The sequence below is a fragment of the Aeromonas sp. 604443 genome (assembly GCF_049170315.1).
Classification (GTDB): Bacteria; Pseudomonadota; Gammaproteobacteria; order Enterobacterales; family Aeromonadaceae; genus Aeromonas; species Aeromonas veronii_A.
On record NZ_JAAKMI010000005.1, the window covers coordinates 137,661 to 150,219 of the forward strand.

Genomic DNA, 12,559 nt, shown 5'->3' on the forward strand with positions numbered 1-12,559 from the left:
CTACCCTGCGCACCGGTTTTTTTGCATCTGGGATCCCGAGCCATGACCACTCACCTGCCCCCGTTTGACTGGGATATCTTCTGCTGCGTCGTCGACAACTTCGGCGACATCGGTGTCACCTGGCGACTTGCCCGCCAGCTAAAGCGGGAGGGGAATATAGCGGCACATGGCGATGAGGTTCAGGTGCGGCTTTGGGTGGACGATCTGGCAAGTTTCGCCCGCATCTGCCCCGGGCTCGACCCGGCGCAGGATGGTCAGTGGGTCGATGGGATCTATATCCAGCACTGGCATGATACCCTGCCGACCGACATGACCCCGGCCAGGGTAGTGATCGAGGCCTTTGCCTGCGAGCTGCCCGCCCCCTTCATTGAACGAATGGCCGAACTGATGGCGAGCCAACCCAAGCCCCCCTGCTGGATCAATCTGGAGTACCTCTCGGCGGAGAGCTGGGTCGAGGATTGCCACGGCCTCGCCTCGCCCCAGCGGGTTGGCAACCAGAGCCTCAACAAATACTTCTTCTTCCCGGGTTTTACCGCTAAAACCGGCGGCCTTTTATGCGAGCACGACCTCATCGCCGAACGGGAGCAGTGGCAGCAAGATGATGCGGGACTGGCAGCCTACTGGGCCAGCCTCGGTTTGCCGCCCAGACAAGAGCACGAGCTGCGGGTCAGCCTCTTTACCTACGAGAGCGATGCGCTGAAGAGTCTGGTCGAGAGCTGGTGCCAGAGCGCCACGCCCGTCACCCTGCTGCTGCCGCTGGGGCGCTCGCTGCAAGATGTGCTGCGCGGCGCGAGCCTTGAAGATGCCATCACCACCGCCAAGGCGGGGGATCTGCTCCACTCGGGCAACCTCAGCATCAAGCTGCTGCCGATGACCGATCAGGCTGGTTACGATCGACTGCTGTGGAGCTGCGATCTCAATCTGGTGCGAGGGGAGGACTCCTTCGTGCGGGCCCAGTGGGCGGCTCGTCCTTTCCTCTGGCATATCTACCAACAGGAGGAGGAGGCCCATCTGGTCAAGCTGGAGCAGTTCCTCGACCACTATCTTGCTGATCTGCCTGCCGATTGCGCCCAATGGCTGCGCCGCTTCAATCTGGCTCTCAACCGTGGTGAAGATTGCCGCGAACTCTGGGCCCAATGGCCGCAATACAGCGCGATTTGGCAGCAACATGGGCGACTCTGGTCACAGAAGCTGCTCCGGGATGGGGATCTCGTCACGAGGTTGGTGAAATTTCTGGAAAGCCGTATATAATCTGGCAGTTTTTATCCGTCCGTTTCACGAACAGGAATTTTTTACATGAAAACCGCTCAGGAAATCCGCGCTGGTAACGTAGTCATGATCGGCACCGAGCCGATGGTGGTCCAGAAGGCTGAATTCAACAAATCCGGCCGTAACTCCGCCGTGGTCAAAATGAAGCTGAAAGGCCTGCTGAACGGCAGCGCCACCGAGACCGTCTTCAAAGCCGACGACAAGCTGGACGTTGTTCAGCTGGAACGTAAAGAGTGCACCTACTCCTACTTCTCCGACCCCCTGTATGTCTTTATGGACACCGAGTACAACCAGTACGACGTAGAGAAAGACAACCTGGGTGACGTGCTGAACTACCTAGTAGACGGCATGGAAGACATCTGCGAAGTGACTTTCTACAACGAGAAAGCCATCTCCGTAGAACTGCCGACCACCATCGTGCGTGAAGTGGAGTACACCGAGCCGGCTGCCCGTGGCGACACCTCCGGTAAAGTGACCAAGCCTGCCCGTCTGAAAGGCACTACCTACGAGCTGGCTGTTGCCGCTTTCGTAGAGATCGGTGACAAGATCGAAATCGATACCCGCACCGGCGAATTCAAGCGTCGCGTCAACTAATTGACCGCTTTGAATTGATTACAAAAAAGCGAGCCACCGGCTCGCTTTTTTATTGCCTCCGAGTTGCCATCACACCGCCCGCCTTCAGAAAATCCCGCCGCCGCCGCTAACCCAGATAACCGGGGGAGCACACTATGGCCAGATTATCCTTATCACTGCTGTTATTGACCTTGCTGGCTGGCCATGGGGCAGAGGCGAGCGAGGTCGCCCCCCCCGTTGCCGAACCTATGCCCCTCGACCACTGGCAAGCCAGCGACTGGAAAGGGTTGCCCGATGCTACCCAGATCGACAAGCAGACGGTGCTGTTCGCCAAACACGACAGTGAAAACTATCTGGGGCTCGCCATTTTACTGCCCGACTGGCAGCGCAGCGGCCAACTCTGGCAACTGACTCGCGCCCTCAGCCGACTGGGCTTTGATACCCTGCTGCTGCTGCCCTCCCCCCAGCAGACCGAACTGGACCCAGCCGCCGAGAAAAAAGCGAAAAACAGCGATGAGTTTCGCAAGCAGTTTGCCGAGCGGATCAGCAAGCTGGCCGATGCCAAGCTGCAGGAGGGGGGCTTCAAGCTGATCCTGGCGCAAGGTACCGGCGCCGCCTGGACTGCCAATCTCATCGCCAGCGAACAATTGCCCGCCCCCGACGCGCTGGTGCTGCTCGATGGCTTCTTCCCCAATCAGCAGAGCAACCAGACCCTGGCCAAACAGGTGGCTCAGGCGGCCATCCCCACCCTGGACCTCTATCAGGAGGATGGCGGTCGCTGGCCACTGCTGGCCGCCGAGGCCCGCAAAAGCGAGAGCCGGCGCAGCAACAAGCTCAACTATCGCCCCTACGCCCTGATGGAGCTGGAGGAGACCCCCACCCGCATTCAGGGCTGGCTCAACCATCTGGGCTGGCTCTAAACCGGCCGCTAGCGTGGCGCAATAAAGCGCGCAAGCTCACATCTGCCGGATAAAGCCCAGCCATGACACAGCGGCGAGCTGGCAATGACTGTATCCTGTTTGGCATCATGATCCCTCGACACCGGAAAAATGGCAGGAAGGACCATGCAGCAAATCGTATTTCTCGACAGCGATACCCTGGATGCGGGCATCACCCTGCGTCATCCCGACTTCCCCCACCACTGGCAGAGTTATCCCAGCACGGCCCCGGAACAGGTAGTCGAGCGGCTGAAAGATGCCAGTATTGCCATCATCAACAAAGTACGGATCGGCGCCGCCGAGCTGGCCCAGCTACCGGAGCTCAAACTCATAGCGCTCGCCGCCACCGGCAGCGACAACGTGGATCTGGAGGCGTGCCACGCCGCCAACGTCGGGGTGTGCAATATCCGCAACTATTCGGGCCCCTCGGTGCCGGAGCACGCCATGGCGCTGATGCTGGCACTGTCGCGCAACCTCTTCTGCTGGCGCCAGTCGCTGCTGGAGGGGCGCTGGCAACAGAGCGGCCAGTTCTGCTTTTTCGACCACAACATCATGGATCTGCACGGCAAGCAGCTTGGCATCATCGGCAAAGGAACGCTCGGTCAGGCGCTCGGCGAGCGGGCCAAGGGGATGGGGATGACAGTGCGTTACGCCCAGAGCCAGGTCGGCACCAGCCACGACGAGGATCGCCTCCCCCTCGACGAGTTGCTGCAAAGCTCGGACGTCATCAGCCTGCACTGCCCGCTCACCCCCTACACCCGCAACCTCATTGGCGAGCGGGAGCTGGATCTGATGAAACCGGGAGCCCTGCTGATCAACGTCGGCCGTGGCGGACTGGTGGATGAGGAGGCGCTGCTGCAAGCGCTGGCCAATGGCCGCCTCGGCGGTGCCGGTTTCGATGTAGCGAGCGTCGAACCTCCGCCTCCCGACCATCCCCTGATGAAGGCGCTGCAATACCCTCACTTCATTCTGACCCCCCATGTGGCCTGGGCCAGCGAGGAGTCTATGCAGCGTCTCGCCGATCAGCTGATCGACAACATCAACGCCTTTGCCGCCGGTCGCCGTCAGCACCGACTGGTGTAACCGCACAAGCGAGTAACCGCAAAATCGAGTGACCACACCATGCAAAACGGGACCAACAGGCCCCGTTTTGCATCTTCCGCACTCACTGCACACGCATCAATTGTCGTCGTGCCATCTGTGCTTCTTATGCTTTTTGTACTTCTTGTGGTGCTTGTGATGGTGATGATCATCGTCATCATCGTAATAGCGATCCTGACTCTGGTGGCCATCGCCAGTCTTGGCACCGATGGCCGAGCCACTCGCCCCACCAACCCCGGCGCCGATCAGCTGGCCGGTATCACCACCGACACTCTTTCCGATGGCGGCACCGCCCAGCGCCCCCACCGCGCCGCCAAGGGCCGCTTCATTCTTGTTGCCCTTGTTGGCCGTCGCCGCACCACCGGCAGCACCGCCCAACGCAGCCCCCACCAGCGCACCGGTATCGCCACCCAGCTCCTTGCCGATCATGGTGCCCGCCACCCCGCCCGCCCCGCCACCGAGAATGGTGTTGAGAGTTTCCGAACCGTGGGCCGCAGTGCTGCCCAGCAATAACGCCCCCAGCAGAGCCAGAGCACCGATGCCACGCGTACTCATATCCATGGATACTCCTGTCAAACCTGATTAATAATCAGCAGCACTATACAAAGAGCTATCAGGTTCGCCAGCCAGCAGAAAACAGGGATGCGACAGTCGATGGCAGTACAGTCACAGCCAATACAGGAAGAGTAGAATCAACCTATTGAATTAAAACGTGAAAATGAACATTGAACCAGACAGTCACGACAAAGTGACCGATAACCTGGCAGCCGCGTCCTGTCGAATAGTCAGCGCGCTGGGACAAAAGCTGTCAGTCAAGGGCCCCTGCCACCCCTTCAGCCAGGTGCCAGCAGTTACGGCCAGCCTCCTTGCTGCGGTAGAGGGCTGCATCAGCCCGCTCGAAGATAGGGCCGGCGGCAGGAGAATGGCAGGCGCCGCCGGCACTCAGGGTGATCGGCCCATGGTGTTCACGCCACTGTTGCTGACGCACCAGTTCAAGCAGACAACCGAGTTTCTCCGCCAACTCATCCTGTGGCTGTTGCAGCAGAGCGGCAAATTCATCCCCACCTATCCGGTAAACCGTACTCACCCCCAGCACATCAGCAAGACAGTTGGCCACCCGACACAGCACCTGATCGCCGAAGGCATGGCCCTGGCTGTCGTTGATCCCCTTGAAGTGATCGACATCAAACAGCAGCAGCCAGAAGCACGCCCCCCTCTGCTCCAGTGCCGTCTTGTGCTGCTCGAAGGCTCGTCGGTTCATGATACCGGTCAGGGGATCCCGCAACAGCGCATCCTGCCCCTTGAGAAAACTGGCCCTGACCTGATCGATCTCGTTCAGGCTACGCCGCACGAACCAGGTCTTGGGCTCACTGACAGGCGCTGAACGCTCCAGATCGCGCACGATGCCGGTCAATGAGCCCGACACCAGCTCCTGCTCCTGGCGGAAGATCCGCACCAGCAGACTCAGGCTGCAACACCAGATGGCAAACAGAGAGAGCAGTGGAAAAACCACCATCTGCAACGCATCGTAGAGGCTGTCACGAAACAGTACTGGCGGCAGATAGATGTTGAGATCCCAACCAATATCCGCCAGCTCACGCTTGATATAAGTCCCATGCCACAGCACATCCAGGCCGAGCCACTGCTGACTCTGATGCTGCTTGATGGTGTTGGTCGCCAGCAGATCCATATTGCTGCCCACTACCAGCTGATCAGTGTCACGCAAGGTCAGATAGAGTGCCGCCTGATTACTACCGACCGTGCGCTGCAGCGCCTGCTGCAGCGAGTCGAATGACATGTCAACCATCAGCAGACCCAGCAACTGCCCCTGCTCGTCCCTCACCCGTTTGATCAGGCTGAGAATCAGCTCCTGAGTATTGTATTCAGGGTAGGGGCCAAACCAGACGGGCTCGTCGCCCGGCATGGCGGTCACCTGATACCAGGGGCGCAGCGCTGCCTTATAACCTGGGGGCGCGAGCCACTCCGGGTAACTGTCGATGCGATCCGCTTTCAGGTTGTAAAAGTAGATATAGTGGTTGCCGGGCTTGATCTGATGGGCAATAGCCCAGATGGGAGAGTCGGCCGGCTCGCCGCGGGCTATCTTCTCCTTGTCTAGGGAGCCCTCCAGCACTGCCAGTTGCCGCTCATTGACCTTCACCATCTCGTGGATCAAGGACGCCTCAACGGAGGAAGCCATGTGACCGAAGCCGGATACCGTCATGTCGATATCCCGCAGATAGCTGGCAATGGCCATGATGATAGTCACGATCAGGATCAACAAGCCAAGCAGTGCGGAGAGGGGGGCCAGCACATAGTAACGCTTGTTGAGATACGAGCGGCTCACATGACATCCGAACAGGGGAAAACATAGCGGGATTGTGCGAGAGAAAGGAGAGTGAATCATTGATTAATATCACTTCAACGCCCCTTTAATGACATTTCCAATACTAACAAAACATCAAGGTTCGCAAACGAATATCAACTGACAGGAAAAACGCTAGTTACCCCGGGTTAACCCCGCTCTGCATTGCGGGTGTTATAGTCTATACCTGACGCGGCCGGCGCTGGACACACCGTCCATCACCGGCTGCAACGCCAAGCAGAACAAGGAGATGTTATGAGCAGTCCGTTTATCGAACAGATCAAAGCACGTCGTACCATCTATGCCCTGGGCAGCCAGGTGTCCCATACACCGGAACAACTGACGGCCCTGATCCAGGATGCCATCAGGCACAGCCCCTCCTCCTTCAATTCCCAGAGCTCCCGCGCCGTCATCCTGTTTGGCGCCCAGCACCATAAGCTGTGGGATATCGTCAAAGCCGAGCTGAAAAAGATCGTGCCGCCGGAGGCCTACGCCCAGAGTGAGGCCAAGGTGGATGGCAGCTTCCGCGCAGGTTTCGGCACTGTGCTGTTCTTCGAAGACACCGACGTCATCAAGGATCTGCAGCAAAAGTTTGCCCTCTATGCAGACAACTTCCCCATCTGGTCGGAACATGCCACCGGCATCGCCCAGTTTGCGGTCTGGACCACCCTGGCCCAGGAGAAGATCGGCGCCTCCCTGCAACACTACAACCCCCTCATCGACGAGGCGGTACGCAAGGAGTGGAACCTGCCAGCCAGCTGGCTGCTGCGTGCCCAGATGCCCTTTGGCAGCATCCAGCAACCGGCCGGCGACAAGACCTTCATCGACGATGCCACCCGTTTCCGCGTTTTCAAATAACGGCCAGATAGCAAAACGCCCCCGCATCTCGGGGGCGTTTTTATTGCGACATCAAGAGTTCGGATAGCGATGGTTCATACCGCAATCTGCGGTCGTCACGCACTCGCACCACAGCTCAGGCGGGCAGCGTCACCAGCAGGGATGTCTCTCCAGGTTCCACCTTCACCTCGTGCCAGCCTCAGCCGTGCTGACTACTTAGCTGTTCGATAATGGTGGCGCGCAGCAGGGCTCGCCCTTCGTCGATGCGAGTTGATCGGGAGAGTCCTTTCGCCCACATCAGCGCCAGGGTTCGACTCAGCACTGGCTCGTGCAGCGCCACGACTTTCAGCTGGGGATCGCGCAGGTTCGCGGCATAGAGTCCGGGCAGGATAGCAACTGCCAACCCTGAGCGCACCAAGCCGTAAAGCGTCTCGACATAATCTGTGGTGTATCTGGGCTTGAGCCCGGGCAACTGGCTCTGGGCCAGTCCGTTGACCTGCCGGCTGACGTTGCCTCTGGCAAAAAGGGCGATGTCGCGGCGGGTCAGCTCATGCCAGCTGATGGCCTCTTCCCCTGCCAGCGGATCCTGCTGGTTGATCACCGCCACCAGCGCATCGTCCAGCAGCGGCGTCACCTCCAGCGAGTCGGGCAACTCGCCATCCAGCACGCCAATTCCCGCATCCAGAGCCCCCTCGGCCAGCGCCTGCAACAGACCGTCGTTGGTGTGATCCTGAAACTCGACCCGCAAGCCCGGAAATTGCTGCTGCAGACGGGCGGCCGCCAGCGGAAACATCAGGGTGCAGGCCGACGGGATCAGACCGATGCGCAGGGTGCCATCGCCCCCTTCGACCATCACCTGCTGCATATCGGAAAAAGCGGCGTGGGCTACATTGAGCAGCCCTTTGGCGTGGGGCAGGATCGCCTCCCCCTGTTCGGTCAGGGTAACCGCCTGCGCGGTACGGTGAAACAGTTTACCGCCAAGCACAGATTCAATCTGGCGCAGGGCACTGCTCAGGGCGGGCTGGCTGATGGCCATCTGATTGGCCGTTTCGGTGAAGTGGCGCAGCTGGGCCAGCGTGACAAAATACTGGATCTGCTTGAGAGAGAGCGCAGGCAGACGGCGCCAGGGTTCGGACATGAAATCGACAACCGGAGAAAAACGTTTGCAGCAGCATAACCCTTTCTTATCCAGTTATAAATTCTTTGCGCTATGCACGGGCCAATCCCCTCCTTAAAGTGGGCCCATTATTCCCCTTGTCAGGCCATCTCCTTCATGTGTGAACAAGATGCATCCCTCAACTTGCGCCGCCGCGCCGTGCAGGCAGCCCTCGGCGAAGCCCCCTTCGATCTGCTGCTGACCAACGCCAACCTGATCGACATGGTGACCGGCGAGATCCGCCCCGTCGACGTGGGGTTGGTCGGCCCGCTGATCGCCAGCGTCCATCCGGTCGGCACCTTCCAGCAGGCACGCGAGACCCACGATCTGGCCGGCGCCTATCTCTCGCCCGGTCTTATCGACAGCCATGTCCATGTGGAGAGCTCCCACCTGACGCCGGAGCGCTACGCCGATGTGGTGGTCGCGCAGGGCACCACCACCATCTTCTGGGATCCCCACGAGCTGGCCAATGTGCTCGGGCTGGCGGGGGTACGCTATGCCATCGACGCCAGCCGCAATCTGCCGCTGCGGGTCATCTGCGCCGCCCCCTCCAGCGTTCCCTCGACGCCGGGTCTCGAGATGTCGGGCGCCGACTTCCACGGCCCTGAGATGGCCACCATGCTGGAGTGGCCAGAGGTGGCGGGGATCGCCGAGGTGATGGACATGCAGGGGGTGCTGGGCGGCAGCGAGCGGATGACCGGCATCCTGCACGCCGGTTTGCAGCGCAATGCCCTGATTGAGGGACATGCCCGGGGCCTCACTGGTCACCGGCTGCAAGCCTATCTGGCCGCCGGGGTCAGCTCGGATCACGAACTCACCTCGGCTGCCGATGCGCTGGAGAAGCTGCGGGCCGGGCTCACCCTCCAGCTGCGCGGCTCCCACCCCTACCTGCTGCCGGAGATCGTCGCTGCGCTGAAACAGCTGCCCCACCTCTCCTCCCAAATCACCCTCTGTACCGACGATGTGCCGCCCGACATGCTGCTGGAGAAAGGGGGCATGATTGCGCTGGTCAAGCTGCTGGCAGAGCTGGGGCTGGCGGTGCCCGACGTGCTGCGGATGGCCACCCTCAATGCCGCCATCCGGCTGCAGCGCAACGATCTGGGGCTGGTTGCTGCCGGCCGCTGCGCCGACCTGGTGGTGTTCGACAACCTCACCGATCTCAACCCGCTCTGGGTCTACAGCGGTGGTCAGCGGGTCGCCCGCCATGGCGCCATTCTCAAACCCTCCGAGCATGTCGCCGGTTGTCAGGCGCCGCGCGATACCATGCAGATCCCCCTGCGCACGCAGGAGGAGTTCATCATCCGGGTACCCGGGCTGACTGCGGGTCGGGCCCGCTTCAAGACCATCAAGGGGGCTCGCTTCACCCAGTGGAGTGAAACCGAGGTTGAGGTTCGGGATGGTCGGGTCATCGTGCCTGCGGGATTTAGCCTCATCTCGGTGCAACACCGCCATGGCCGCCATCAGGCGGGCACCCGGCTGGCGCTGCTGGAGGGGTGGGGCGAGCTGCAAGGGGCCATCGCCACCAGCTACTCCCACGACTCCCACAATCTGGTGGTGCTGGGGCGCGACCCGCAAGAGATGATGCTGGCCGCCAACACTCTGATCACCAGCGGGGGCGGCATGGCGGTCGTCCAGCAGGGTGAGGTGCTGGCCCACGTTGCCATGCCCATCGCCGGCATGCTCTCCGACCTGCCGGCCAGCGAGCTGGCCGCCAGCTTCCACGCTCTGCGCGAAGTGAGCGGCAAGGTGGTGGAGTGGGAGCCCCCCTACCGTGTCTTCAAGGCCATCGAGGGAACCTGCCTTGCCTGCAATGCGGGGCCCCATCTGACCGATCTCGGCCTCACCGATGGCCTGACCCGCGAGATTGTCGACCCCTTTATCTGCTGCTGGCCCCACGATGCCAGCCAAGCCGATTAACCTCGAGGAGAACAGCGTGAACCCTGTCGCCATTATTCTGGATACCGACCCCGGCATCGACGATGCCGTTGCCATCGCCGCCGCCCTGTTTCACCCCGGCATCGAGCTGGCGCTCATCACCACGGTCGCCGGCAACGTCGATGTCAGCAAGACCACCCGCAACGCCCTGCGCCTGCTGCACTTTTTCGGCCAAGAGGTGCCGGTGGCACAGGGGGCCAGCCAGCCCCTCGTGCGCCCCCTCGACAATGCCAGCCATATCCACGGCCACTCCGGCCTCGATGGTTACCAGTTTGCCGAACCCGGGCAACAGCCGATACCGGAGCATGCCGTCGAAGCCATGAAGGCCACCCTGCTCGCCAGCGAACAATCCATGACGCTGGTGCCCATCGGGCCGCTGACCAATATCGCCCTGCTGCTCACCCTGCACCCCGAGTGTCGGGAGAAGATCGCGCGGATCGTGTTGATGGGCGGCTCGGCCGGTCGGGGCAACCACACCCCCAATGCCGAGTTCAATATCTACGTGGATCCGGAGGCGGCTCACATCGTCTTCAGCAGCGGTCTGCCCATCGTGATGTGCGGACTCGATGTCACCAGCCGGGCCACCCTGACCGGCGAGATGATTGCGGCGCTGCCCGCCCTCAACCGCACCGGCGCCATGCTCCACGCCCTGTTCGGCCACTATCGCGGCGGCAGTATGCAGACCGGGCTCAAGATGCACGATCTCTGCGCCATTGCCTATCTGGTGCGCCCCGATCTCTTTATCACCCGGGCCTGCCATGTGGCCATCGAGACCCGGGGTGAGCACACCCTCGGCACCACCTCGGTGGATATCAACAACCGGCTCAAACGCCCGCCCAACGCCGAGGTGTGTCTCGATATCGACGTGCCCGGATTCAGGGCCTGGTGCATGGAGACCCTTGCCCGCGCCATCTGATCCCGAACCGCCAGCCCGCTGGCCCATTCACATCAAGAAGAGAGTGTTGGAAACATGCTGGAAATAATTGTCAGCACCCTGATCCTGGTCATCTGCGGCTATCTCATCGCCAAAAACTACGATGCCAAGATAGTGCTGTTTGGCGCCGGGCTGCTGCTGATGTTTGCCGCCGTCGGACTGGGCCACCCCCTGCTGCCTGCGGCGCAGAGCAGCGGCCTAAGCTGGCTTGATCCCTTCGTCCAGATCAAGCAGATCTTCATCAGCCAGATGGGCAATGTCGGCCTCACCATCATGGTGCTGTTCGGCTTCTCCAGCTACATGAGCCACATCGGCGCCAACGACGTCACCGTGATGCTGCTGACCCGCCCCTTGAGTCGCATCCGCTCCCCCTACCTGCTGGTGCCGGTGATTTTCCTATTGGGCAATCTGCTCTCGCTGGTGGTGCCAAGCGCTGCCAGTCTGGCAGTGTTGCTGATGGCGACCCTCTATCCGGTACTGAAGGCATCGAACATGTCCTCCCTCACCGCGGGGGCCGTCATTGCCACCACTGCCACCATCATGCCCAGCCCGCTGGGGGCCGATAACGTGCTGGCCGCCCAGAAGCTGGGCATCCCGCTGGTGGAGTACATCGTCTCCTACCACGCCCCCATCTCGCTGCCGACACTGGCGTTGATGGCAGTGGTGCACTACTTCTGGCAGAAGGCGATGGACAAGCGGCAGCAGTCGCGCAGCGGACTGGAGGAAAAAGAGGAATCGCTCGCCGTGCCCACCGGCTTGCCACCCGCCTACTACGGCCTCTTCCCTGTACTGCCGCTGGTGCTGGTACTGCTGTTCGGCATCTGCTTCACCCATATCTCCCTCGGGCTGGTGGAGATCACCTTCGTCTGCCTGCTGCTCACCATAGGGGTAGAACTCTTGCGCAAAGGCAATATCAAGGAGACCAGCAAGGAGTTCGCCATCTTCTTCACCGGCATGGGGACGGGTCTGGCTCAGGTGGTCTCGCTCATAGTAGCGGCCAGCATGCTGGTGGAGGGACTGAAAGCCATCGGCATCATCGATACCCTGGTCGATAGCGTGAAACACATCGACGGCGTCGGCTCCATCTTGATGTTCTTCTTCTCCGGTACGGCGGCGCTGATCGGCTTTATCAGCGGCAGTGGGCTGGCAGTCTTCTACTCCTTTATCAACATCATTCCCGAGATCACTGAGAAGGTCGGCGTCAACAGTGTCGCGGTGGCCCTGCCGATGCAGCTCACTGCCAACCTGATCCGATCCATGTCGCCGGTCGCCGCGGTGATCATCGTCATCGCCTCGATCACCGGCAGCAATCCCATCGAGATCATCAAGCGCACCTCGGTGCCCATCATCTCGGGCATCATCTGCTGCATGACCCTCTCCTACCTGCTGTTCAGCTAAACCAGCTCCATCTGCAGGCGATCAATCCGGTCGCCTGCAGACGGTTTTTTACCTCC

At 60.9% G+C, this 12,559-nt stretch carries 11 protein-coding genes; 8 read left to right on the forward strand and 3 right to left on the reverse strand.

Annotated features, from left to right (window positions below; genetic code table 11):
• Positions 1-42 precede the first annotated feature (42 nt).
• The 4 genes from earP (at position 43) to G5380_RS09625 (ending at position 3,863) form a co-directional block, all read left to right on the forward strand.
• On the forward strand, positions 43-1,251 hold the full coding sequence (earP, locus tag G5380_RS09610; RefSeq protein ID WP_247823300.1) for an elongation factor P maturation arginine rhamnosyltransferase EarP: 1,209 nt from the start codon (positions 43-45) through the stop codon (positions 1,249-1,251).
• Positions 1,252-1,296: 45 nt separating this feature from the next.
• Entirely contained in the window at positions 1,297-1,863 is a 567-nt protein-coding gene (efp, locus tag G5380_RS09615; protein ID WP_005362323.1) for an elongation factor P, read from the forward strand.
• 134 nt (positions 1,864-1,997) lie between these two features.
• Positions 1,998-2,762, forward strand: a complete 765-nt coding sequence (locus tag G5380_RS09620) for a DUF3530 family protein (RefSeq protein WP_164536241.1) — start codon at positions 1,998-2,000, stop codon at positions 2,760-2,762.
• A 144-nt stretch (positions 2,763-2,906) separates the two neighbouring features.
• Positions 2,907-3,863 (forward strand): D-2-hydroxyacid dehydrogenase, encoded by a 957-nt coding sequence (locus G5380_RS09625; protein WP_164536240.1) that lies wholly within the window; start codon positions 2,907-2,909, stop codon positions 3,861-3,863.
• A gap of 96 nt (positions 3,864-3,959) precedes the next feature.
• On the opposite strand, the gene G5380_RS09630 is transcribed toward G5380_RS09625, so the two are convergent.
• Together G5380_RS09630 and G5380_RS09635 are read right to left on the reverse strand one after the other, a co-directional pair.
• A complete protein-coding gene (locus tag G5380_RS09630) occupies positions 3,960-4,442 on the reverse strand; it encodes a YMGG-like glycine zipper-containing protein (RefSeq protein ID WP_421298831.1) in 483 nt (160 codons plus the stop codon).
• Between the two features lie 247 nt (positions 4,443-4,689).
• Entirely contained in the window at positions 4,690-6,225 is a 1,536-nt protein-coding gene (locus tag G5380_RS09635; protein ID WP_421208800.1) for a diguanylate cyclase domain-containing protein, read from the reverse strand.
• A gap of 273 nt (positions 6,226-6,498) precedes the next feature.
• On the opposite strand from G5380_RS09635, the gene G5380_RS09640 reads away from it, so the two are divergent.
• Positions 6,499-7,101, forward strand: a complete 603-nt coding sequence (locus G5380_RS09640; RefSeq protein WP_216953036.1) for a nitroreductase family protein — start codon at positions 6,499-6,501, stop codon at positions 7,099-7,101.
• A gap of 178 nt (positions 7,102-7,279) precedes the next feature.
• On the opposite strand, the gene G5380_RS09645 is transcribed toward G5380_RS09640, so the two are convergent.
• Positions 7,280-8,218 carry a LysR family transcriptional regulator gene (locus G5380_RS09645; protein ID WP_216953035.1) on the reverse strand — a complete coding sequence of 313 codons (939 nt, stop codon included), beginning with the start codon at positions 8,216-8,218 and terminating at the stop codon, positions 7,280-7,282.
• A 135-nt stretch (positions 8,219-8,353) separates the two neighbouring features.
• Between G5380_RS09645 and G5380_RS09650 the strand changes: the two genes are divergently transcribed.
• The 3 genes from G5380_RS09650 to dcuC are packed head-to-tail and all read left to right on the forward strand — an operon-like array spanning position 8,354 to position 12,503.
• A complete protein-coding gene (locus G5380_RS09650) occupies positions 8,354-10,153 on the forward strand; it encodes an adenine deaminase (RefSeq protein ID WP_421205145.1) in 1,800 nt (599 codons plus the stop codon).
• Between the two features lie 16 nt (positions 10,154-10,169).
• Positions 10,170-11,087 carry a ribonucleoside hydrolase RihC gene (gene rihC, locus G5380_RS09655; RefSeq protein ID WP_421208802.1) on the forward strand — a complete coding sequence of 306 codons (918 nt, stop codon included), beginning with the start codon at positions 10,170-10,172 and terminating at the stop codon, positions 11,085-11,087.
• Positions 11,088-11,141: 54 nt separating this feature from the next.
• Positions 11,142-12,503: a C4-dicarboxylate transporter DcuC gene (gene dcuC / locus G5380_RS09660; protein WP_227342077.1), complete on the forward strand. Its 1,362-nt coding sequence runs from the start codon at positions 11,142-11,144 to the stop codon at positions 12,501-12,503.
• Positions 12,504-12,559 lie beyond the last annotated feature (56 nt).

Coding starts and splice junctions, on each gene's coding strand:
- G5380_RS09630 (WP_421298831.1), bottom strand. CDS start 4,442: ATGGATATGAGTACGCGTGGCATCGGTGCTCTGGCTCTGCTGGGGGCG.
- G5380_RS09645 (WP_216953035.1), bottom strand. CDS start 8,218: ATGTCCGAACCCTGGCGCCGTCTGCCTGCGCTCTCTCTCAAGCAGATC.
- G5380_RS09640 (WP_216953036.1), top strand. CDS start 6,499: ATGAGCAGTCCGTTTATCGAACAGATCAAAGCACGTCGTACCATCTAT.
- efp (WP_005362323.1), top strand. CDS start 1,297: ATGAAAACCGCTCAGGAAATCCGCGCTGGTAACGTAGTCATGATCGGC.
- dcuC (WP_227342077.1), top strand. CDS start 11,142: ATGCTGGAAATAATTGTCAGCACCCTGATCCTGGTCATCTGCGGCTAT.
- earP (WP_247823300.1), top strand. CDS start 43: ATGACCACTCACCTGCCCCCGTTTGACTGGGATATCTTCTGCTGCGTC.
- G5380_RS09650 (WP_421205145.1), top strand. CDS start 8,354: ATGTGTGAACAAGATGCATCCCTCAACTTGCGCCGCCGCGCCGTGCAG.
- G5380_RS09620 (WP_164536241.1), top strand. CDS start 1,998: ATGGCCAGATTATCCTTATCACTGCTGTTATTGACCTTGCTGGCTGGC.
- G5380_RS09625 (WP_164536240.1), top strand. CDS start 2,907: ATGCAGCAAATCGTATTTCTCGACAGCGATACCCTGGATGCGGGCATC.